The sequence below is a fragment of the Oceanipulchritudo coccoides genome, from assembly GCF_010500615.1.
Lineage (GTDB): Bacteria > Verrucomicrobiota > Verrucomicrobiia > Opitutales > Oceanipulchritudinaceae > Oceanipulchritudo > Oceanipulchritudo coccoides.
In genome coordinates, this window is the sequence record NZ_JAAGNX010000002.1 from 131566 (window position 1) to 153606 (window position 22041).

The 22041-nt window shown below is 54.6% G+C and carries 16 protein-coding genes; 9 read left to right on the forward strand and 7 right to left on the reverse strand.

The genetic code is table 11. The annotated features are described in order from the left end of the window. Window positions 1-128: 128 nt before the first annotated feature. The 7 genes from G0Q06_RS06245 to G0Q06_RS06275 all read left to right on the forward strand — a co-directional run bounded on the left by G0Q06_RS06245 (window position 129) and on the right by G0Q06_RS06275 (window position 9201). Window positions 129-998 carry a hypothetical protein gene (locus tag G0Q06_RS06245; RefSeq protein WP_163963584.1) on the forward strand — a complete coding sequence of 290 codons (870 nt, stop codon included), beginning with the start codon at window positions 129-131 and terminating at the stop codon, window positions 996-998. 94 nt (window positions 999-1092) lie between these two features. After that, complete coding sequence (locus G0Q06_RS06250; protein WP_163963587.1) at window positions 1093-2316, forward strand: hypothetical protein; 1224 nt, start codon at window positions 1093-1095, stop codon at window positions 2314-2316. 29 nt (window positions 2317-2345) lie between these two features. Further along, window positions 2346-3677: a sensor histidine kinase gene (locus tag G0Q06_RS06255; protein WP_163963589.1), complete on the forward strand. Its 1332-nt coding sequence runs from the start codon at window positions 2346-2348 to the stop codon at window positions 3675-3677. Beyond that, window positions 3674-5206 carry an outer membrane protein assembly factor BamB gene (locus tag G0Q06_RS06260; protein ID WP_163963591.1) on the forward strand — a complete coding sequence of 511 codons (1533 nt, stop codon included), beginning with the start codon at window positions 3674-3676 and terminating at the stop codon, window positions 5204-5206. The genes G0Q06_RS06255 and G0Q06_RS06260 overlap by 4 nt, the downstream gene beginning before the upstream one ends. A 502-nt stretch (window positions 5207-5708) precedes the next feature. Next, window positions 5709-6584 carry a DMT family transporter gene (locus G0Q06_RS06265; RefSeq protein ID WP_163963593.1) on the forward strand — a complete coding sequence of 292 codons (876 nt, stop codon included), beginning with the start codon at window positions 5709-5711 and terminating at the stop codon, window positions 6582-6584. A gap of 6 nt (window positions 6585-6590) precedes the next feature. Beyond that, window positions 6591-7790: a hypothetical protein gene (locus G0Q06_RS06270; protein ID WP_163963595.1), complete on the forward strand. Its 1200-nt coding sequence runs from the start codon at window positions 6591-6593 to the stop codon at window positions 7788-7790. Between the two features lie 49 nt (window positions 7791-7839). Then, on the forward strand, window positions 7840-9201 hold the full coding sequence (locus G0Q06_RS06275; RefSeq protein ID WP_163963597.1) for a PTS sugar transporter subunit IIA: 1362 nt from the start codon (window positions 7840-7842) through the stop codon (window positions 9199-9201). 27 nt (window positions 9202-9228) lie between these two features. On the opposite strand, the gene G0Q06_RS06280 is transcribed toward G0Q06_RS06275, so the two are convergent. Continuing rightward, on the reverse strand, window positions 9229-10695 hold the full coding sequence (locus G0Q06_RS06280) for an excinuclease ABC subunit UvrC (RefSeq protein WP_163963599.1): 1467 nt from the start codon (window positions 10693-10695) through the stop codon (window positions 9229-9231). Window positions 10696-10730: 35 nt separating this feature from the next. Between G0Q06_RS06280 and G0Q06_RS06285 the strand changes: the two genes are divergently transcribed. Continuing rightward, complete coding sequence (locus G0Q06_RS06285) at window positions 10731-12059, forward strand: CinA family nicotinamide mononucleotide deamidase-related protein (protein ID WP_163963601.1); 1329 nt, start codon at window positions 10731-10733, stop codon at window positions 12057-12059. Window position 12060: 1 nt separating this feature from the next. Here G0Q06_RS06285 and G0Q06_RS06290 read toward each other — a convergent pair whose 3' ends face one another. Genes G0Q06_RS06290 through G0Q06_RS06300 form a run of 3 tightly spaced genes read right to left on the reverse strand, consistent with a single transcriptional unit; the run spans window position 12061 to window position 16496 of the window. Continuing rightward, window positions 12061-13797 carry a glycosyltransferase family 39 protein gene (locus tag G0Q06_RS06290; RefSeq protein ID WP_163963603.1) on the reverse strand — a complete coding sequence of 579 codons (1737 nt, stop codon included), beginning with the start codon at window positions 13795-13797 and terminating at the stop codon, window positions 12061-12063. A 27-nt stretch (window positions 13798-13824) separates the two neighbouring features. Continuing rightward, window positions 13825-14391, reverse strand: coding sequence for a hypothetical protein (locus tag G0Q06_RS06295; RefSeq protein WP_163963605.1), 567 nt, complete (start codon window positions 14389-14391; stop codon window positions 13825-13827). 5 nt (window positions 14392-14396) lie between these two features. Next, the gene (locus tag G0Q06_RS06300) at window positions 14397-16496 is read right to left on the reverse strand and encodes a sialidase family protein (protein ID WP_163963607.1); all 2100 of its coding nucleotides are present in this window, start codon (window positions 16494-16496) and stop codon (window positions 14397-14399) included. A 132-nt stretch (window positions 16497-16628) separates the two neighbouring features. Between G0Q06_RS06300 and thrH the strand changes: the two genes are divergently transcribed. Continuing rightward, a complete protein-coding gene (gene thrH / locus G0Q06_RS06305) occupies window positions 16629-17234 on the forward strand; it encodes a bifunctional phosphoserine phosphatase/homoserine phosphotransferase ThrH (protein ID WP_163963609.1) in 606 nt (201 codons plus the stop codon). Between the two features lie 461 nt (window positions 17235-17695). Here thrH and G0Q06_RS06310 read toward each other — a convergent pair whose 3' ends face one another. The 3 genes from G0Q06_RS06310 to G0Q06_RS06320 all read right to left on the reverse strand — a co-directional run bounded on the left by G0Q06_RS06310 (window position 17696) and on the right by G0Q06_RS06320 (window position 21981). Beyond that, the gene (locus G0Q06_RS06310) at window positions 17696-19393 is read right to left on the reverse strand and encodes an NAD-binding protein (protein ID WP_163963611.1); all 1698 of its coding nucleotides are present in this window, start codon (window positions 19391-19393) and stop codon (window positions 17696-17698) included. Between the two features lie 106 nt (window positions 19394-19499). Next, window positions 19500-20585 carry a hypothetical protein gene (locus G0Q06_RS06315; protein WP_163963613.1) on the reverse strand — a complete coding sequence of 362 codons (1086 nt, stop codon included), beginning with the start codon at window positions 20583-20585 and terminating at the stop codon, window positions 19500-19502. Beyond that, the gene (locus tag G0Q06_RS06320) at window positions 20560-21981 is read right to left on the reverse strand and encodes an MBOAT family O-acyltransferase (protein WP_163963615.1); all 1422 of its coding nucleotides are present in this window, start codon (window positions 21979-21981) and stop codon (window positions 20560-20562) included. The genes G0Q06_RS06315 and G0Q06_RS06320 overlap by 26 nt, the downstream gene beginning before the upstream one ends. Between the last annotated feature and the right edge of the window lie 60 nt (window positions 21982-22041).

Genomic DNA, 22041 nt, shown 5'->3' on the forward strand with positions numbered 1-22041 from the left:
GCCATCACTATATCTATAACCCACTTATTACCAATGTGTTATATTAATAACGCAAGAACTGGCATTTCTCAAGCAAGGGAGAGGGTATCTCCACATTTAATAACAACCCTCTAAAAATAAGGAAAAAAATGAAGAAATTATTCATCACATTGATTAGTATGGGACTGTTGCTTGGTTCCGCCCAGGGCCAAATGCAAGGCCCCGGGTTTGGCGATGGTACCGGCGACGGACCTGGTGACGGCAGCATGATGTTTGATCCGCCTGCAGATCTTGATCCGGAGGTCCTTGCTGAAATCACAGAACTGCACGATGCCGTGAAGGCAATCCGGGCAGAGCTGCGCGTGTCCCGCGCGGCTGTCATTGAAGCCCTTGGACCGGATGCAACTCATGAGGAAAAGGTTGCCGCATTAACCGTATGGCGGGAGGACAATTCCGACACCTTCGGGGAATTGCGTGTCCTCACCGAGGAGTTGCGTACCCTCATCCAGGAAAATCGGCCGGATCGACCGGTTATTGATATTCCGGAAGATATTCTCGCTGACCGCGAAGCCCTGAAGGCTCGCCGGATCGCACTCGCTGAAAGTCGCCGCGAAGCTATTCTCGCCCTTGGCGAAAACCCGACCGACGAAGCTGTTCGCGAAGCGATCGAAGCATGGCGGGCTGAAAATGCGGATGAAATCGAAGCTGTCCGCGTGCTGGCAAAAAGCCTCCGCGACTGGTTCCGTGAAAACCGTCCCGGACGTGATGGCCGCGTCATGACCCCACGCATGCTCCAGCGCCGCCTGGCCTTCCGTGACAACGTCAAGGAAATGCGCACGAACCGCCTGGAACTGCGTGAGCAAATGCAAGACCCGGCCCTGACTGATGAGGAGCGCAAGGCCCTCATGCAGGAATTCCGTCAAGAACAAGGTAAATTGATGCGGGAACGTAAGCAGCTCAAGCGCGAAGAACGCATTCAGCAGGGCGAAGGCGGTGGAGACCGTCGTCCTGGTGGTTGATCTTAACGCCTGACTTTCGCTTGCTTCTCACAAAACGAGCGGGCGGATTTAATTCCGCCCGCTCTCTTTTTCTCCACTTTATATCTCCACATTAATGTCCCTTATTCGATTACTTTCCCTTCGCAGCAATTTCATCCTGGCCGCGCTCGCGCTGGGGACCTCTCCACTCCTTGCATCCGGGGAAAGCACTGAAGACCCCCTCACTGATTTTGCCGAGTTGGAGGCCTTCCTTGATGAAACAGACCTCTTTCTCGAAGATGCCAATGATCCCCTTCTTGGGTTGGATGAATTCGCGGAAAGCCCCTTCTTCTGGTCGGCCAGCATTCGTGCCGGTGCCGGGCACAGCTCAAATTTCCTGAAGCGCGGCAAGGCTGTCAGCAGTCCCTACCTCAAGGCTGAAGCAGACTTTTTTCTCAACGGCATCTTCACGCACTCAAGCTTCACAACGCTACTTTACTTTGAAACAGCAAAGTTTGACCAAGATGCCGAGGTCGACCGGGAAGCCATCGCTTTCCTGCACGCAAACTGGACAGAAATCCGCGCCCGGCATTCCTACGGGATTGAAGTGGATGCCTTTTATGGCGATCAAATCTATGATGCCAGCCTGCTGGAGGATAGCATCGACCCGACTGGCGCCAGCCTTGAGCAATTCCGCCCGGAGCTCAGCCTCTTTGGAGAGTGGGATGCGGGTAAGTTCAACTCCATAAAGGTGACGCTTTCCGCAAGAAGGTCATTGATTGTCGATGAAGATGAAGATTACTGGCGTCCCGGAATTTCCCTTGAATGGAACCGTGTCTGGTCTGGCTCTTTTGGCTCACGTACAGAACTCTCCCTGTATCAGGAATTCTATGACGATGAGGTCGCCAAAACTTCAACCGGAATCAACCGCCTGCCGGAAGAGGATTTGCAAATCAATGGTGTGCAGATCGAAGAAGTCCTCACATGGAAACCGGTTCAATGGGAAGTGTTAAGCACATCCATGCGCTTCGGCGCGGCCCGCGAAGAGGATTCAAACGATGACTACGATGGCCTGACCCGTTTCTGGGCCTCGGCCAATGCATCCCTTGACCTCAAGGCGACCAAATTCCGGGTCAGCGGTGCCTGGCAAAAGACGCGCTACACGGATCGCCAAGTCAGTTCCATTGATGACCGCTTGGTGCGGCAGCGCTACCGGACCCTCCGGTTTGACCTGGAAAGGGACCTTATGTGGAACCTTTCTTTCAAAGCCAGTGTCCAATGGAATGAATTCGTATCACGGGTATCTGACGACAGCTTTTCCGAGCGGCGGATTCAGGCCCTCCTTGACTGGACCTACTGACACTTTAGAAGCAAAAGATGACGGCCCGAATGAACACCCCACGTTTCCAGAAAATTTTCCTCCTTCTTGGCAGCAGTGTGCTGGGCATTTTCATCGCGGCAGTCACTATTGGCATCTTCCTCTTCCGCTCAGAAGTGATGCACCAGATCCTTCAGCGGGATGGAATTCTCCTCACCAATGTCGCCCGTTATCTCCACGAGACGGGCGAAGCGTCCTCACTCGCGAATTGGGACTTGGTTGAGCTAGCGGCGGGCTCCAGCCAGATTGAAGGCATCATTGCGGTGAGGGTTTTCCGACCGGTTGAGACCCTCGTCGAGCAGGTTCCGGATTCGCTTTATGCTGTTTCTCTTGCCGAGGAAGACAGGCAACTCCTTCAGGATGGAAAACCGGTCATACGTTACTTCGAAGCCTATCCACTGTATTCACTCTTCTCCGGTATCGAGGAGTTTGACCTCGAGGAGTCAGCTCCCCTGGTGGAAGTGATTGCCCCGCTTCTTGACGAGGCGGGCCATACAACTGCATCCATTCAATACTGGCTGGATGGCACTGAGGTCTCCACCGAATTCGCCCAGCTTGACCGGCAACTAATGTTCCTTGGCCTCATTTTTGTTCTCGGGGGCGGCACCCTCTTCTCCATTGTCTTCCTGTATGCGCGAAAGCGGCTGACCGGCATGGCCGCGCTCCTCACCCAGCGCAACGAATCCCTCGAAAGGGCCAATGCGGATCTCGCCATGGCGGCCCGCACCTCCGCCATCGGTTCAGTCAGCAGCCACCTCTTCCACGGTCTAAAGAATCCTCTTGCCGGATTGAAGGCCTATCTGCAGGTCACTGCAAAAGATGAAGAAGCCGTGGCCATTACCGACCGCATGCAGTCCCTCATCGACGAAACCCTCAGCGTTCTGCGGGATGAAAATACCGCCCCGGAAACGGACCTTTCTTTTGAAGACCTCATGCAAATGGCCGGAACAAGGCTGGATTCCATTTCGAGTTCAAGAAACCATCCGGTCAATTTATCCGGCTCGGGCTCAGGATCATATCCCTCAAGAAAGTTACAACTGGTCCTGTTGATCCTCCGCAACCTCGTGGAAAATGCGGTCGAGGCTTCTCCTGCGAAATCTCCCGTTCAAGTCGAGCTGGAGGGATCGGAAACCCAGTTGGAAATCCGGGTGCGTGATGCCGGACCCGGCCTTCCGGAATCCGTGAAGGAGAAACTCTTTGAACCTGTCATCAGTTCCAAATCGGGTGGGACAGGAATAGGCCTGGCCATTTCCGCGACCCTCGCGCGCCACGTTCCTGCGACCCTGGAACTGGTCCAATCCGATACTGGCGGCACGACCTTTTCGCTCAAATTATCCCAATGAAAGCAATTCTCACTCTTCCTGTCTCTGTTTGCCTCTTGGCCTCGATTGTCACGATTTCACCAACTGAAGGTGCATACGGGGATTTGATCTGGAAGGCGGAAACGGGAAACACGGTTTATGCTGCCCCGGCTATTGGTCCGGATGGCACAGTGGTCGTGGGATCCGAAGATACCAATGTCTATTCATACAACCCGGACGGATCACTTCGCTGGATCTTTACCGATCCGACCGACTGGGTTGACAGCTCCCCGACAATCGCCCCCGACGGTACGGTCTACGTCGGTTCATGGGACAACTTCCTGTATGCCATCAATGGAAAAAATGGTTCACTGATCTGGAAATTTGAAACGGGTGGTCTCATTATCGCTTCGCCGGCGATCAGTCCCGACGGGACCATCTATCTCGCTTCCAACGACAGCTTCCTGTACGCCGTCAATCCCGATGGAACCCAGAAATGGGTTTCCGAGGCCGTTGACAGTTATAGTCCGATTAACAGCAGCCCCGTTCTCAATCAAGAAGGGGATACTCTTTATTTTGGAAATGAAGAAGGAGAACTATTCGCGCTTGATGCCATAAGCGGATCCAAGCGCTGGTCATTTGCTGTTCCGAATGACCCCCTCATTCCAGATGACGAAAAGGAAGTGGCTATTGTCGGGTCGCCAGCAATCGGCAGCGGGGGCGATATCTATTTTGGGAGTGAAGATGGCTCGCTATACGCGCTTAATTCGAGCGGTGCCTTGCGGTGGTCTTTCGAGACCATTGAGACAATCCGCTCCTCGCCCGCCATTGCGGCAGATGGCACCGTCTACTTTGCCGCGCAGGACGGCTACCTCTACGCCTTGGACTCGGAAGGATTCCAGCTCTGGGAAACCTTTGTTGGCGATGTGTTCTACTGCAGCCCGGCCATCGATGCCGATGGAAACATCCTCATCTGCGGATACGATGGATCTTCAGTCCTTGGACCTGCCTCGCTTTTCACAAGCGTGAGCGCTGATGGTCAAATCATCTGGGAATACCTCATCGTCAACTTCAACGACTCATCCCCGAACATTGCCCCCGATGGAAGCATCTACTTCGGGGCACACGATGGGGCTCTCTACAAATTCGAGGGCTCAGCCAGGCTCATGGATGGACAGTGGCCACGTTTCCAGTCAAACCGCCGCCAATCCGGATTCCTGCCTGACCTGGAAAATACCGAAATGGTGGATGTGTTTCCGGCCATCACCCAGGTTGTGGATGACTGGATCCTTGTCCCGTGGTTCGGGTCCGGTTGGCTCAAGAACACCGGATTACCATGGGTTGAGCATCAGGAACACGGCCTCCTCTGGATAGAATCTTCAACAGTCTCCGATGTCATCTATTATGAATTCAACGGGGCGGATTGGTTATACGCCTCAGACAGGGCGCCAGATTACTACTACCGGTATTCGAGCAGCTCATGGTTCTTTCATGTTCAAGGCAGCGCGATTTACACAGGTCGTTACTTCTTTGACCCCGCCCTCTCGGAATGGACCGGTCCCGGTCTTTGAATCTCCAGTTTGCCGTCCCGGAATCGAGACAGCCACTGTCCTGATTTCGCAACACTTCAGGTGCCCGGGAGAAGTTCCGGGAGATCCCAAGTGCTGATAAAAAGCCATAAGCAATTATTCATCAGCTAGTTGTTGAATAGAGGCTAATTCTGGCACGGGGAATGATTACTAAAAGACGCTCACTAGGGGCGAAGGCCTTTCCGTGCTCTGAGATATCCTCTCGGGAACGGATCTAGTAAATGAGCCTGGAACCGGTCCCTCTTCCGCAAGGAAGGGGGGCTTTTCTTTGCCCGCATATAAAAAAAGCCCCGCTCCTAAGAACGGGGCCTTTCATTACCCTAGATAGCACCGGGACAAATACCTCGGTAAATGTACCCGGCTAACTCTAACTTGATACCCAACTATCTAATACTTTAACAAACCCGCTCGGGTTTGCCAAGTTGCAAAATTCTGCATCTTTTATAATAAAAGAGATCCGGAGAGTCCTCCACATCCAACCCAAATGCGCTTTTTAATCCTTATTTTCGGTGTTTTCTGCTGCTCGACATCTGTGATCTTTATCAAGATCGGGAGCACCGACCCCATTGTCCTTTCCGCCTACCGGACTCTGCTGGGAGGGATCTTGCTCATCCCCTTCATCCTGCAGGTCAAGAAGACCCAGCGACCTCCTTTGAAAGAGCTGCTCAAGCGAGCCTGGCCACCTGCATTCTTTCTCGGCATCCACTTTATCAGCTGGATTATAGGGGCAAGGCTTACCCCCTCCGCCAACGCCTCTCTCATTGTCAACATGGTGCCGGTCGTGATGCCGATCCTCCTGTTGCTCGTCTTGCATGAACGGATTTCAAATGTCGAGGCGCTGGGCACCTCGGTCGCCATCCTCGGCGTTTTTCTCCTTGGGTTAGTCGATTTCAATCTGAGCCCGGAGCACGCCCTTGGCGATGCGGTCTGTTTCCTTTCCATGCTTTTCTACGCATTTTATTTAATATTTGCCCGTAAGAACCGGGATCTTTCATCCGTATATCTCTATGTTGTCCCGGTGTACATACTCTCCGGCCTCTTTTGTCTGGGGATTGCAGGAACACTTGAGCTTTCAGGGAAACCAGTAGTCTGGCTGGGCCCGAATATACGCAATGAAGTGATTTCCATCCTCGGGCTGGCCATTGTCCCGACAGTCTTTGGCCACAGTATCATTAATTGGGCCCTGCGGACCATCCGCGGGCAGGCAGTTGTCATCATCAATCTGGCCCAATTCATCTTTGCCGGCTTGATGGGGTTCATCCTCCTCGCGGAAATTCCCCACACGATTTTCTATATCTCTTCCCTGCTTGTCGTGGCAGGGGCCATCATTGTCATTCGTCACGCAAAAACCCAAAGCTGAAGTGCCATGAAAGGCCGCGCATTTATTCAAGCTCTCTTCCTGGTCCTCTTTTTGGTCGGATCCTGGTTTCTCCTCTTCATGCGACTCGCCAAAGAGGAACCAATCGACCCCGGGGAAGTGCCGTCACCGAGCGTATCTCAGGATGAGCAGGTCGAGCCGCCGGTTGCGGAAGCTCCCTCGCCACCGCAGCCCGACACACCAAAACAAGTCCAACCCACCCCGCCCGAATCATGGGCGGCATGGATCCAACACCTCGAGTCCGCCTCATCGCCCGAGGCCATGCGGACCGCCCTTAAGCAGCTCGCGGATTCCATTCTCAGTTCCCCGAAAGAGGACGCCTTACAGGCAATTCTGGAATTCCTGCAAAGTGGTGCTGACCTCAAAACGGGCCTTGGTTTCCAACCGGGCCCCGAGAACTCACTGGTTGGCACTGCTTCACTCAGGGCTTTTCTTCTCGATTTGCTGCACCAACTGGATCCCGGACTCGCCGCAGAATGGGCCACAGATGAGTTGTCCCGGTTGGGCACTTCCCTCACTCCGGATGTCTATGCAGTGCACTTGAGAAACTACGCCCTTGGAACAACCGATCCGGAAGAGGCCCGAATTGACTTTCTAAACCGCCGTCTGGAAGCCGCCCTGCAGGATGACCAATGGACGGGGAATCCAAGCTCCGCCATCGCCGAGTTGCTGGATGTTGCGGTCTATACCGGGGAGACAGCCTTTGTCCCGGAATTTTCCAACCTGATGAAAATCGGGGATCCCCAGATGCTGCGCCGGGCCGCGGCACTGGCCATTGAGAGGCTTGTCGACAAGGATCCTGTTGTCGCCTTGACGGAAATTCTGGAGCAGGACACTTGGCCGGAAGGTATGGAAAAAGCACGCGCCGGGTATTTTGCCCGGATGGATCCGGGACTGGCTGGCGCACCGGAGCTGCTTGAGGAATACCTGACCTCCCCGAAGGTTTCCGCCGGGGAAGCCCGCTTTTTCCTACTCTCTTTTCCAAACCTGAACCAATCCCTTTCGCACAATCTCCTGAGTAGCCAGATTTCCATTACGGGGGCGTCGACAAACCAGGAAATCATGAAGGCCGCTCTTGATCTGGTGCGCGACTGGCGGAGCGAGCCCGGCATGTCCCGGCTTGAACCCACCCTGACGGAGGTTGAGGAGGCAATCAATGAACGCCTCTACGGAAGAGTTAACCCTTAGGCAAAATTGACATTGTCAAACCTCTGGTTCCTCCTTTAATCAAGATTTCATGCGGCTTGACAAGTATATCGCCAAATCCCGAATCATTGAGATTGAATCAACTGATTTAATGGGGGCATTGCTTGAGCTGATGGAGGTATCCACCGCCAGGCTACAGGACGGGCTGAATGTGCGTAAGATCACAAACCAGCTCATGGCGCGTGAAAAGACCATGACCACCTACCTCGGCAACGGGGTCGCCATGCCACATATCCGGGTGAAGATGAAGCGCCCGTACATCTTCGCGATCGGCCGGGTCAAGGACGGCATCGAGTTTGAAGGACTTCACGAATATAATGAGGTCCGCCTGCTCTTTCTCCTCCTCGCCTCCGAGAACGAGAAGAACTACCTGAATGTCCTGGCCTCGCTGGCCCGCCTTTTCCGTGACCGGGATCTGGTCGACAACATGATCACGGCGCCCGATACGAAGACCTTCGCGGAGCGGGTCTTCCTTGGCTTCAGTGGTTTGCTGGCCAAGCCCGAGCGCCGACAGACACGCTTTAACCGGCTTCTCCTGAAGGAGTCCGAGAAGATTGCCCGGGAGTCAAAATGTTCCGCCATCCTGCTTTTCAGCGATACTTTTGCCGGGGGCATCGAGGGCGCGCGCGGCTTTCCGAATTTCAGGACTGTCCTGGTCACCCGTGCGGCAAGCGATCGGGCACAGGAAAGCGGTCAGATTGAGACGGCCATCGAGGTCAGGTCCTTTTCCAGTCAGCGACTTTCGCAAGCCCGCAGCGCAATTCTGATCGGGCTCACACGCGGTATCTTCAAACACAATGACCGGCTGTTGTGCGTGGGCGGCATTCCTTCCAGCAATCAATTGGACACGTTAATGGTCATTGATATCGAGCGCGAATTCCAGAGCGTCATTGATCGTGAAAACGACCTTCTTCCCCCATCGGTAAAAATCGAGGTTCTCGAACGGATGATTGGGATCGCCACGGAGCTGTCGGTCGAGGGACGGGAAGGCAAACCCGTGGGGACCATGTTCGTCATCGGCGATACCGAAAAGGTCAACTCCATGGTCAAACCGCTCGTCCTCAACCCGTTTTACGGATACCGGATGGAGGACCGGAATGTTCTCAACCCGTTCATGGATGAGACAATCAAGGAATATTCAGTTATCGACGGTGGTTTTGTCATTCGAGGAGACGGCATCATTGAATCCGCCGGTTCACTTATTCATGCGCCGGCAGAATTTTACCATAACCTGCCTTCAGGGTTTGGCACCCGCCACTCGGCCGCGGCAGCGGTCACCAAGGCCGCCGATTGCATATCCCTCTGTGTCTCTGCTTCGAGCGGGCAGGTCACCCTCTTCCGCAAGGGAGTGATGTTCCCGCTTCTGGAAAAACCCATCGGGACAAGTTCGTAATTCCCGGAGCTCCGTGCTCCAAGGGCCTTATCCAAAGAACTCCCGGATCTTCACCGCCAGCTTTGGCCCGATCCCGTCTACCTGCTGGAGATCATCAATGCTTGCCTTGCGGAGTTTATCGAGACTGCCAAAGTGCCCCATCAGGGCCCGGCGCTTCTTGTCGCCAAGACCCGGAAAATCATCGAGCACCGATTCCCGTAACTTCCGCCGCCGCAACTCCGCATTGTAGCTGTTGGCGTGGCGATGAGCCTCATCGCGGATGTGTTGCAGCAGAAGCCGCCCGCGGTGATTGCCGGGCAAATTCATGGGCGGACGCCCATCGCTGAAGATGATTGTTTCGCGTTTTTTGGCCAAGCCGATCAAGGTCGGCGGCTCAATACCACCTTCGAGAAACGCCCTTAGGGCCGCACTCACCTGGCCGACCCCGCCATCAATCACGATCAGGTCAGGGAATGGACGATTTTCGCGCTTGAGGCGGGCGTAGCGCCTACCGACGACCTCGCACATGGCACGAAAATCATCGTTCCCAACAAAGCTCTTGATCTGGTAACGGCGGTAATTCTTCCGGTCTGGCCTGCCATCCTTGAAATGCACCATCGATGCGACACAGAAACTCCCTGAAATATGGGAGATGTCGAAACACTCCATCGTCCGCGGGACATGCTTCAGTGAGAGGGCTTCCCTGAGTTCATCCAGCGGTTGGCGTCCATCTGCATTTAGAATGGAGGCATGGGTAAACTTGCGCGTCCGCTCGGTGGTTCTCCTCAAGGCGACCATGATATCCCTCAGCTCGGCTGCCCGCTCGTAGTCCCGTGCCTCGGCGGCCTTGTTCATCAGCACCTCCAGCTCGGACAACCACTCCCGCGACTTGCCTTCAAGGAACCCGCAGGCCTGTTCGACCCGTTGGTGATACTCTTCCGCCGTAATGAAATTTGAATGCCCATAGATTTCAGCCCGCGCGTCATCGTAAAGCTGCCAAAGCCCGTCCTCGCGTTTTTGCGGCTGGGCATCCCCCAGAAGAATGCCGAACTTGAGCCGCATTTCCTGCAAGGTTCGCCTGAGAAGTCCACTATGGGCAAAGGGGCCAAAATAGACCGACCTGTCATCCGTCCTGAAGCGGACCAGCCGGAATCGCGGCAAAGCGACAGTTAAATCCACCCGGACATGCAGGAACCGTTTATCATCCGTGAAGTCCGTATTGTACTTTGGTTTCCATTCCTTGATCAGCTTTCCTTCAAAGAGAAGAGCCTCGCTCTCGGAACGGACTTCCATGATATCAAAGTCCGTGACCAGATCGAGCATGGCGGCGATCTTTGGCTGCTCGATGCGGAATCGTCGCGAGGGTTGAAAATAAGATGATACCCGGCGTTTGAGATTTTTGGCTTTTCCCACATATAAGACACTACCAAGCCGGTCTTTCATGAGGTACACCCCGGGCCCCTCCGGAAGACGGCGGACCTTTTCTTTCAATTTACTGCGCTCGGGGACTGGCATACTTGCTGGAATTACCTATATTGAATAATGCTAACATGGCACAGCAAACCCCTGACGACAAGCCAACCGGTCTGGCTTATCGAGCAATGAAGACTCTGCACAGAGTGGAATTAGTCGCCATTGGTGATGAGTTGCTGAATGGCCTGCGGGCCAATAGCCATCTTGTCTACCTTGGGGATTTGCTCCAGAAACACGATCTTGGGATAACCCGTGCCTCGGAAATCCGTGATGAACCGGAGGAAATGCTGGCGGCCTTCCAGCAGGCGCTTGAGCGATCGGACCTGATCATTGTCACGGGTGGCCTCGGCCCCACCTCCGATGACCGAACGGCTGACTGCATGGCGAGCGCATTGAAAACACCTCTCGTCACCAACAAGGCCGCCGAAGAGGCCATCGTGGAATTTTTTAGGGCACGGGACCGGGAGCCGACGCCGAATAATTTCAAACAATGCGAAATAGTCGAGGGGGGCGAAGCTCTCCTCAACAGCAACGGGACCGCCCCCGGGCAGTGGATTGAGAAAGACGAAAAAGTCATTGTCCTCCTCCCCGGGCCGCCGCGTGAACTCAAACCGATGTTTGAAGAACAAGTTCTGCCTCGGCTCTTGAAAAAGGCATGGGCCAAAGAAGGGGCCCCGCCCGTTGAAATCCGCACCCTGGGCCTGGGTGAAAGTGTAGTCGCGGACATGCTCGAGCCAATCCTTGCGGAGGCCGGAGACAAAGTCCGTGTCGCCTATTGCGCCCATATGAATTATGTCGATGTTCGTCTCACGCCTGTCGAAGGGGGACTCGATGGCAAAGCTTTGCGCGCATTGGGTGAAGTCTGCCGGCAACGGCTCGGAATCGGATTTCTGGGTTATGGCACCCCCGACATTGCGTGTGTCATTTTAAAACAGCTTCGCGGGCTGAACAAGTCCCTCGCTGTTGCCGAAAGCTGTACCGGCGGGCTGCTGGCAAGTCGCTTTACCGACATGGCCGGCGCCTCAAAAGTCTTCAAGGGCGGGGTTGTTTGCTACAACAATGAGATCAAGGAAGCTATCCTGAATATTCCGGACTGCATCCTTTCACAACATGGAGCAGTCAGTGCGGAGTGCGCAGTAGCCATGGCCACCGCCGTGGCAGAGCTGATGGAATCCGATTATGCGCTGGCGATCACTGGCTATGCCGGCCCCAACGGGGGAAGGGAACCGGCCGGCACCGTGTATCTGGGTTATCATTCACCGGTCGGGGCCTGGTCGCGAAAGGTTGTCCTTCCGGGCAACCGGATTGCCGTCAAGGAGCGGGCAGTCGTTGCCTCACTGGATTTTCTCAGGCACAAGCTTGAAAAGTACAAGATGTACGATCTCCTCGAAAGCCTGAAGTGCTGACTTAATTTTCCCTTGTCCGGCCTCTTGCCAACGCGATCAGGACAACCGAAATCAGGATGAGGGCCATTGTCCAGAAGAGCCAGCCAGGCATGCTGACAAGCTCACCGAGCAGGGTGAACCCCTTGAACATTTGTGCCTGGTAATTGGCGACTGCGGCATGCCCGATTGTGGCTTGAAGAAGCTCAATCTGGCCGCCAGGAATAAAGAAAAATAACAAATCACGGGGACCGGTGCTGAGCAGTTGGAGATGAAGCGCGACCCCGAAAACAAAATCGAAGGCGATTCCGGCGAACAAGATTGCCTTCAAGCGTCCTGAAAGACGGTCGAAGTTTGCCGCAAGGAATACCACAACAAGCAAGGCAAGCGGTTGAAGACAGATGTGCGCAAGTCCAAGGGAATCGTAGCCTCCATGCACGGCAACGCCAAGCACGACCACGCCGGCAAACCACCACAAGGAAATCGAACGAAAAGCAGAGCCGGTCCGGATTGAATTGAATAAGTTGTCTTTGTAGTGGAAAAATAATACGGGAATCGTCATCAGACCCATCATTGGGAAGAGGGAGACCTGGTAAATCGAGAAGAAGTAGTCACGTATGGCAAACAAGGGATCGGCGGGGCTAAAAGCCGTGTCCATGGAGACACCTCTCAACGGATGTGGAACCAACGAGTTGAAGAGATTGCTGAAAACCTTGAAGACATTCTCAAGGAAGGTGTAGTCCTGAACATCTGTTACCGCGGTATTGCTCAGGAATGTTCCGCTGAACCCGTAGACCCGGATGGCCCAGGCAAACCAGACGAATAAAAGCAGGGCGCAAGTGAACCCGATCCAAACGGTCTCCTTCCAGAATCGGGGTTTCCGGAGCCGGTCCCGTGAGACGAAGAAATAGGCGAACAGGCAGGCAACAACATAAGGCCCGGCTGAGTAATGGACAAGAAGGGCGACAGCCAGCGAGGCAAAGGCCATGGCCTGCCTAAAAAAGAGCCCGGCATCTTTTTCGGATCGAAGAAACAGGTAGACTGAAAACAGGATGAAAAAGGCGCACAGGAGACGCGTCCACGCGTAAAGGGCGTTCTGCATGAACATTGGACTCGTCATTAAAAGAAGGAGCAAAATCCATGCGGGAAAGTGGTTGAACTTTCCAGTCCGGAAATGCTTCAGCAGGAGAAGGGCAGGAAACAGGACGAGCAGGTTGAGCAAACTGCAGAAAACCTGGAAATGGGCGAAATCCGCCTCCGTTATAGCCATGAAAAAAGCGTAGAGGGCATTCCCCATGGGAGGCCGGGCCGTGAAACTGTAAAGCCCGATAAAGATGTGGTCGAGCGGGAGTGGTTTCAGGAAAAATAGCGCGCGCTCATAATGCTCAATCCAGTCACCGGCCCACTTGCCGCCGTTGTAGGTCTGGATGTAGGCAAGGCAGAGGAGGGTCCATGCGCTCAACATCAGGTAGAGGAGAAGGCTTGAGCGAAACCCGGGTTCCCGGAGGGACTCTTCCAAACTCCGATAACGAAGAGCCAAAAGAAGCAGCGATATGACCGGGGTAATTGTTAAGCACCCGAAAGGAAGACCCGTTTGATAAAGGAAAAAGAAAAGCCCGAAGAGCAGAAAGAGGGTAAGCCCCAAGCCAAGGGTAAACCGTTGGAGCATCTCCCCTTTCAAAAAACTGGCGAAGAAGAGGCCAAGGCCTCCTGTTGTGGCAAGGAAGACCAGGACACTGTATATGAGTTCAAGATAAATCATCTGCGCTTGGAGGAAACTCCCGATTCATTACGGCAACAGGAGCGTGCAGGCAATAAGTTGTGCCGTCAAAACCGAAGGGACAAGGTAGACAACAAGGGCCCGGCTGACTCCGAAAAGGTCCCTGAGCAGGATCACTTGCAGGCAGATTGCTGCAAATAATCCGTAAACCGGAAGCAGGCCAAGGGCGTTGTGAAGGTAATAGAAGAAAAAGCCCACAGCGCAGCAAATGAGGACCGGTACGCAGGTTGAAAGGGAGGCAAGGGCACACCGTGTGATTGGCTTGGCTCTTCCTGGAGTGAGTAAACTCATGAGGCTGTAGGAAATCCAATAGGTCCCGAAGAGAATCATTCCCATTGAGGCCCCACGAATAAACAATTCCGTATCAAAGGCTGGATTCCAATTACCCGGATGCAGCTTTCGGAATCCCCCCAACCACGGAACATTGTTCAGCAGGCGCGGGTACAAATGCTGAAAGGCAAGCCCGCAAAGGGCTGCGTAGGCGACAACGGATAACAGAATCAGGATTGGCGGGACAGTGCTCCGGCCTTTAACAATATAAGTCGGATGAAACAGGAGGATTAATAGGAGTTTCATGCAACTCAGTAGGTTTTCAACCAGACTTCAGTTGAGGAATCGTAGATCCATGGAATCCCTTCAAGCAGGTAAATGTAGTGCCCGTCATGACGATAGACCCACGGATGGATATCAATCGAATGATAAAGGTAGGTTGAAAGCAAAGGACTGTAGAGATTGCCCTCAAGGTCATAGACCCATCCAAGCGTGAGATGAAAAAGCCACGGTGCATTGGCCGTGTAAAGATGGCCAAACCAAGGTGACCAAACCCAACCTTCTCCCTCGTCGCGAACCCACCGGACAGGAGCGGAAGGTGAGAGAAGAAACCAGTTCTCAGTGTTCAGGGATACCTCAAGGTTTTCAAATTCGCCCGCATTCGGCCAGAAGAGCTGCTCCCAGAATCCTTCCCCAAACGGTTCCCCGGGCGGACTGCCGCCGAGGGTTTGACGAAAGAGTGGCCACCGTCCCGTGCCACCATTCAGGGATACTGTTGTCTGGGGATCGGTGAATGACCGGATTTTCAAGTGACTCATCCCGTTAACAAATGAAGGTGGACTCTCAGCCACACGCGGGGAGGTTCCGAGCACATATTCCAGCAGGTTTGGGGTCTGGTCCTTGTCGGGATCCGCATATCGGTCAAGCTGCAGATTCGACACCCGGCTGGACAGGGGAAGGTTGGCTTGTAGCCACGAGTCGAATACAGAATGCTCAAGGCCGCCGATGCGCGTGCTCCATGGGTCTGCTGTGGGCCGACGGGTGTCCACCCATACCGCAATACCCGCCTGGCGGGGCCCAAGGGGCGGGGCAAACCCAAAGTAATCGCCAATCATAAAACCGCGCGCGGTCGAGGTTGCCCGGTTGAGCGGAAATGTCTGTTCGGTGATCCGGAACGGACTTGTCCATGAGGTTCCTCCGTCTGTCGATTGGACGGCATAGAAATCCCCGGAGTCGTTTTCACCGGAACCGTTGCGGTTATCATAAAAATATACGGTGACTCGCTGGCCATCCGGGGAGACGGAAACGGTCGGGGTCGAGACGATGCGGACCGGAATGCTTCCGCTGATGTTGATGGGCGAAGTAAAGCGCCAGTCCACCGGGGATTGCGCACTCTCCGATCGTTGCGAGCGGACGAAGTAGATGTCTCCACGCTCGGCGGATGAAGAGGCCCGTGAGGTGTAGACGATGTAGAGATCCCCGGTGTCACGGGCGACTCCCACGCTGGGAAGAAAGGATCCGTCGCGCATGTTGGGCGTGTCATAGAGGATGTAGCCGTCGTGAACGGGGACAATCGGGCCCGGATAAGTCGCGCCTCCGTCGGGCGAGTGCGTCACTTCAAGCCGGCTAGCGAGGAAATTATGGAAGACTATGGCCAAGCTGCCATCGGGCAGGAAGACAGGTTGCGAACCTTGAAATTTGATCTTTGAAAACCAGGCGCTTGTCGGCGGTGTCACATATTCCGCGGAACTCCAATTGTCCCCACCGTTGTCAGAGAAAGCGGAAGTGATGAGGTAATCATCAATGTCATCCACCTCATCCTGATAAAACCGGAAATTGGTCCAGGTGACGACGATCCGACCCGTGGTGGGCGTGTTGGGGTAATCGTTAACCACCATCCAGTTCTTGTCCGGGAAAGTGCGGGCATTGGCCGCGATGGACTCACCTGTATAAATCGTGACCGGATCCGTCCAGCTCTGGCCACGGTCCGTGGATCGCTGCAGGACAACCCGTCCGACTTCAAAAGCCTCCGTGACGGAGACAAGGGAGTTCAAGTAGAGGTTCCCGTCACGGGAAATGCCGGCAACCGGATCAGTGGCCCGGAAATAGGGGCCCCCATTGACCTGTGTCAGGCGCGGGTTCAGGTCACGCCGCCAGGTGAAGCCTCCGTCTTCACTCACGGCATACCCGTTCGAATAGGCCCCCCCATCACTGAAACGACCCTCCTGAAATGTCGCGAGGACAAGGTCCGGGTCCATGATGGAGCGGGTCACATGTGGCTCGGCCTGGTTTTGTCCGTCTCCGCCGGGAAGTTCAACAGGGTCTTCCCCGAGGAGGACATTTGGACCGACCCACGGAGCCAGAAGGGAAGCTGAGGCCGGGACGGCCAGAACAACCGCGATGATTATCATGAACTTCGTTAAGTTAATCCTCACGATGAACATCATGTATGTCGAAGAATGCCTCAATGATCAATCCTTTGATGGTTCCCGGAAAAAGGCCGGACCTTGACAGGATCGCCGGCAAACAGTGATTATCCGCCCATGGATATTGTCTGTCTTGACCTGGAGGGTGTCCTCCTCCCTGAATTCTGGATTGCCGTCGCGGAGGCGACCAACATTCCCGAGTTCCGGCGGACAACCCGCGACGAGCCGGATTACGATGTCCTGATGCGTTACCGACTCGACCTGCTGGACAAGCACGGGTTGACCATTAATGCCATACACGAGGCCATCAAGGACCTGGAGCCCTTGCCGGGGGCTGTCGAGTTCACCGAATGGCTTGTTGCCCGGAGCCGATTGATCATCCTCTCAGACACCTTTGTACAGTTTGCCGAACCGATGATGGCAAAACTTGGTCACCCCACCCTGTTTTGTCATGAGCTGGAAATTGATGATGCTGGGAAAATCCTTAATTATAATCTAAGGCAACCCGACCAGAAGAAAAAAGCCGTGCGGGCCCTGCAAAGCCTGAATTTTCACGTGATCGCCGCCGGGGATTCATGGAACGACCTGACAATGCTGCAAAGTGCGGACCACGGAATCCTCTTCCGTCCCCCGGAAAGCCTCCAGTCCGCCGAACCCGACATGCCAGTGGCGACGACCCACGATGAGTTGAAGGCGGCCATCGAAGCAGCCTTCTCAGCATAGCAAGTTGTCCCAATTCCGGGACGGAGGGTGTCCCGAAGATGCGATAAAAACCGGCGTAATCGCACGTGCGGAGAGTGAATGGATTTTTTAAAGGTTTTTAAATCGTTATTAATTAACGCTTTACAAAACAGCCGAAAAAGTTGGCACGCTCCCAGCGTAAGTATCTGGCAAATTAACCAATAAATAAAAAGCCATGACACTTATCATCTTCATCTCCGCCTGCCTTCTCACTTTCGGTGCTTTCGAGCTCAAGGAAGCCCTCGAAGCCTGAACCACTTTAACTGTCACATCCAGACGTCCTTAACTCGAAAGAACACACCATGTTTACAATCGCATTGACCACCGTCCTCCTGCTTGTTTTTGGCGCTAACGAACTGAAACGACACGAGGACCAGTAAACCAACTTTTACCATTGTTGAAGTACCCGGACGGGGCCCGAAAGGGCTCCGTTTTTTTATGCATCAGGCAAAAAGCTCCGCGAAGAGCTCACGCTGGCTGTTGGTCCCAAGCATGATGAGGCGGGCGGATGGCTTCAAAAGTGTCGTCGCCGGGGGATTTGTGACGGTCTCACCATCGTGCTCGATGGCGATGACAACCAACCCGGTTTTTGAGCCAATGCCGCTCTCCGCCAGAACTGTATCATGAAGGACCACGGGAACATCGATCGTAAAGAACTCCGCACCCTCCCCGACCATCACCGGTTCGCGGCCCAGCAGGTAAGCCGTGATGAATTCACAGCCCAGGGAAGCGTAACTCAGGACAAAATCCGCTCCGGCCCGGTAGATCGCCTCAATATTGCGCTCTCTCGTGATCCGGCTCACAATACTGAGCTGCGGCTGGAGACGACGGCAGTAAACCGCCAGGTGAATATTCTGGGCATCATCGTTCGTCGTCAGGGCGACGGCGCTGACATTGGCAATTCCGGCCCGCTCCACGGTTGCCCGGTCAGCCGCGTTACCGATGATAACTTCATCACAATATGGTTTTAGCTCCTCCTGGAGTTCCGGCTTCAGATCGAGAATGCGGACATGCACGCCGCGCTTCTTGAGGGTCACCGCTGTCGACCGACCCACTTTTCCTCCACCAATGACAAGGACCTCATGCGGGTTGTCGGGGCCTTCACCCAGCAGCTCGTTCAGCTTTTTTACTTGTTCCTCGGTCCCGATGGCCACCGGGACACAGGTTTCGGCCAGCGGCTTGTCAGGATCCACGGGCTGGAGATGGCCCGATTCCCAGATGCCGACAACATTCATGCCTGTTCGCTCACGCACATGTGTGTTTCGTAATGTTTCCCCGGCCAAAGGCGTGTCGTGGACAAGAAACTCCACAATCACCAAATCCTTGAACCGCCCGACTTCATGCGCCGTCCCAACCCCCGCACTGACCCGGGTGGCCAAATGCTCCCCGAGGCGGATCTTCAGGGGCAAAGGATAGGTCGCCCCGCTCATCGAAAAGATGTCAAGGGAGTCCTCCTCCTCGGCAATGGCGATGATCGGCAGGGAAGAATTCAGGGAACGGGCCGTGAGGAGAATATTGGTATTGATCGGATCCTCGGCATTCGCGAGGAGTAGCCGGGCCGACTCGACATTCACGGCCTCGTAGGTCTCCGGGTCGTCAATCTCGCCCGTCACCACGCTGAAACCATCCTCACGCAGCTGGACGGCGATGACCGGATCCGGCTCAAGGAGACAGTACGGGATCTTGTTGACGGTCAATTTCCGGATCAAACCGTTTGTAATGGAATCCTGACGACAAATAATAACATGGTCGCAAATATTCGGGGGAAGCTTGCGCGGGGCCCTGGCACGTATCTGGGCCTCCAGCCAGGGAGCGTAGAAAAACCGGATAAAGGCGAATGGCAGCATGATCAGCAGGAGGACCACTCCCGAGCCCAGGACAAGAATGCTGAAAAGACGCCCAATATCAGTATGGAACGTGATGTCACCAAACCCCAATGTACTCATCACGGTGAGCGTCCAATAAAAACCGGTCAGCCAGGAATGCTCTTGATCTTCAAGGAGCATGACGAAGTGAAAGAGCACCGAATACAAAAAGACGATTGCCAGAAGAAACAGCACATAGGTGCGCAGCGCACTCAGGTTGCGCTTGGCCTGGCGGTCACTCAGAAAATACGAAAACTGGGAAACAAGGAATTTCACTGAATGAATGGATCCTGCGGGCTAAATCTCACACTGGAGCAGTCTGACCAGCCAGACGCGTGCTTCAAGGGAAATTGAACAGGATCACAGGAGATCCCTTTCGAGCTCACAAAACCTCTTTGATAAAGGGAATCAGGTTCCGCGTAAAGGTCACGGCATCTACCCGGGTCAAATGCGACCATTCGGGACAAACAAAGCCCTGAAGGCTCTCATGATCCTCAAAATGGATGCCGGGGGCGCCGGTCTCCTCAAGCAATCGGTCCCAGTAGGCCTCGCGGGGCCAGCGCGCCTTTTCGATCGAACGAAGCTGTCCGCTGGAGGGAAAGCGGACAAAAACGACCCGTCCGCCACGGGCTTGAATCTTTTCGACATCCAGACGGACAGATTCAATGAGGGCATCCAAGCCTTCGCCGGCAAATGGAGGTCCCATCGTGAACCAAGGCAACCAGATCTGTTGAACCTTCTCCTGCAATGGGGCCTCTTGCTCCATCCGGGACCACATGTGGTAACGGCGATCTGGGCCAATTCGGGCAAAATATGGAGGCAAGTCCGGCATGATCCGACTGCCTTCCCGATTGGGCAAGGCCAGCCAACGCTTGCGCAGAAGCGTCCCGAGTTTTAGGTCCTCTGCATTCAGGGAAGCAAGCGCTGATTGGAGCGGAACAGAAAGCAGGAAGTCTGTCCGGCTGGAAATGGGTCGGTTCTTTCGATGATTCAAATAGGCGGTAGCTTCTGAATGCGGAGGCGACATGTCAGGAGCAAAAAAGAGCAATTCGGTTACACCGCAGATCAGGACTCCCTTGAAATCGGGATCATCCGCAATATCGCTCAAGAAAGGCCTGGGACAGGTCCCGACTTTCGGTAATGCGATGGGCTTGGACCCTCCGAAATCCTGCTGCCAGACGGCCATGTCAAAATCAAACTGAATCCGGGAAGATCCAATGTAGACCACTTCATCCGGAGCCCCGGTGCCGGCCTTGTCACGCATACGCGCCCATAACTCGGCTGTCTCCTCGAAACTGGGTTCGTAGCCATCAAGTCTCCACCATGTTTCCCAGACGAACAGAAATGCCAGCACGAGAAGAGCCGTCAGCAAGCTCACGCCCTGCCAGTGGGCTGTGGGGATAGGGCGGCGCCAGTAGGTTTCCGGCCACTTGTCAGGTGAATCAGAATTGGAAGTAGATGAATGCACCACCGCCTCCTTGTGTTAAGATGATCAATACAAGCATGCCCGCCCAGGCGCATGCGCCTAGCCACCAGGGCATCCGCCCCACAACGTCCTCGACCATTCGGTCCCGCAGAATCCAACTGAAAGCAAACAGGAAAACCACTACAACCGATGTCAGGAGCATGTCGGTCGTGGTCAGGACGGGAGCGCCGTCCGCCCCGAGCCCGAACATAGAGAGAAGAATGCGGGAAGCCGTGGCAAAATCCGGCGCCCGGAAAAAGACCCATGTCAGGGTGATCAGGGCAAAGGTTGCCAACCCGGTCAAGAGGCGCACGGTGGATTTCTGCGTCCACTCCTTGCCCGCAAAAATGCGCGCGCAGCCCTTTTCCAGCCAGAGATAGAATCCGTGCAGGGCCCCCCACGCGACAAAGGTCCAGGCCGCACCGTGCCAGAGGCCGCCGAGGAGCATGGTCAGCATCAGGTTAATGTATGTGCGGGCGGGTCCTTTCCGGTTCCCTCCAAGGGGAATATACAAGTAATCGCGCAACCACGAAGATAAGGAAATGTGCCAGCGCTTCCAGAAATCTGAAAAGCCGATGGCCGCGTACGGGTAGCGGAAATTTTCCGGTAGCGAAAAGCCAAGGCACAGGGCTGCCCCAATCGCAATGGTCGAGTATCCGGCAAAATCAAAAAAGATCTGCCCCCCGAAAGCAAGGGCTCCCAACCAGGCATCGATGAAGGGCACGGACTCCGCTGCGCCAAAGACGGCATCCGCTGAAGGGGCGAGAAAGGTGTCCGCCATCACGATTTTCTGGAACATCCCGAGGGTCATTAATCCGAGACCCCACATCAGTTGGGGATGCGTTGCCTGATGCTCCTTCTTGAACTGCGGTATCAGCTGCTTGGGCCGGACAATTGGACCAGCGACCAGTTGCGGGAAAAAGGTGACGAAGAGGGCGAAGTCCAGAAAGGAATTTGTCGGCGGGCTGTTGCGACGGTAAACATCGATCGTGTAGGACATTGTCTGGAAGGTATAGAAGGAAATACCGACCGGAAGAATGATACTCGCCATCGCCGGATGGTAATCGAATCCGTAGGCCCCCGCCGCCGCGACAAAGTTGTCCAGCAGGAATCCCCCATACTTGAAAAACCCGAGCATCCCGAGGTTGGTCCCCATGCTGACCAGCAGCCAGGCCCGGCGCACGGCCAGCCTCTCGCTTTTGGCAATCCGGCCCGCTGCGACATAGTCCACCACCGTCGATAACCACAACAGAAGCACAAAGGGCGGATTCCACGCCGCATAGAATAGATAACTTCCCAGCAGCAGGTTCAACTTCTTCCATCTCCAGCCAATCGGCAGGTGGTGCAACGCCAGAACAATGGCAAAGAAGATGACAAAGGTTAAGGAATTGAACAACATACAATTAAGATTCTGCTTATAACTGCGTAAAGCTGCACTTATTCTAAAACAAGTCTAAAA

What these genes read in the sequence shown, in the direction of transcription:
- G0Q06_RS06245 (WP_163963584.1), top strand. Translation starts at nt 129, where the DNA reads ATGAAGAAATTATTCATCACATTGATTAGTATGGGACTGTTGCTTGGT.
- G0Q06_RS06250 (WP_163963587.1), top strand. Translation starts at nt 1,093, where the DNA reads ATGTCCCTTATTCGATTACTTTCCCTTCGCAGCAATTTCATCCTGGCC.
- G0Q06_RS06255 (WP_163963589.1), top strand. Translation starts at nt 2,346, where the DNA reads ATGAACACCCCACGTTTCCAGAAAATTTTCCTCCTTCTTGGCAGCAGT.
- G0Q06_RS06260 (WP_163963591.1), top strand. Translation starts at nt 3,674, where the DNA reads ATGAAAGCAATTCTCACTCTTCCTGTCTCTGTTTGCCTCTTGGCCTCG.
- G0Q06_RS06265 (WP_163963593.1), top strand. Translation starts at nt 5,709, where the DNA reads ATGCGCTTTTTAATCCTTATTTTCGGTGTTTTCTGCTGCTCGACATCT.
- G0Q06_RS06270 (WP_163963595.1), top strand. Translation starts at nt 6,591, where the DNA reads ATGAAAGGCCGCGCATTTATTCAAGCTCTCTTCCTGGTCCTCTTTTTG.
- G0Q06_RS06275 (WP_163963597.1), top strand. Translation starts at nt 7,840, where the DNA reads ATGCGGCTTGACAAGTATATCGCCAAATCCCGAATCATTGAGATTGAA.
- G0Q06_RS06280 (WP_163963599.1), bottom strand. Translation starts at nt 10,695, where the DNA reads ATGCCAGTCCCCGAGCGCAGTAAATTGAAAGAAAAGGTCCGCCGTCTT.
- G0Q06_RS06285 (WP_163963601.1), top strand. Translation starts at nt 10,731, where the DNA reads ATGGCACAGCAAACCCCTGACGACAAGCCAACCGGTCTGGCTTATCGA.
- G0Q06_RS06290 (WP_163963603.1), bottom strand. Translation starts at nt 13,797, where the DNA reads ATGATTTATCTTGAACTCATATACAGTGTCCTGGTCTTCCTTGCCACA.
- G0Q06_RS06295 (WP_163963605.1), bottom strand. Translation starts at nt 14,391, where the DNA reads ATGAAACTCCTATTAATCCTCCTGTTTCATCCGACTTATATTGTTAAA.
- G0Q06_RS06300 (WP_163963607.1), bottom strand. Translation starts at nt 16,496, where the DNA reads ATGATAATCATCGCGGTTGTTCTGGCCGTCCCGGCCTCAGCTTCCCTT.
- thrH (WP_163963609.1), top strand. Translation starts at nt 16,629, where the DNA reads ATGGATATTGTCTGTCTTGACCTGGAGGGTGTCCTCCTCCCTGAATTC.
- G0Q06_RS06320 (WP_163963615.1), bottom strand. Translation starts at nt 21,981, where the DNA reads ATGTTGTTCAATTCCTTAACCTTTGTCATCTTCTTTGCCATTGTTCTG.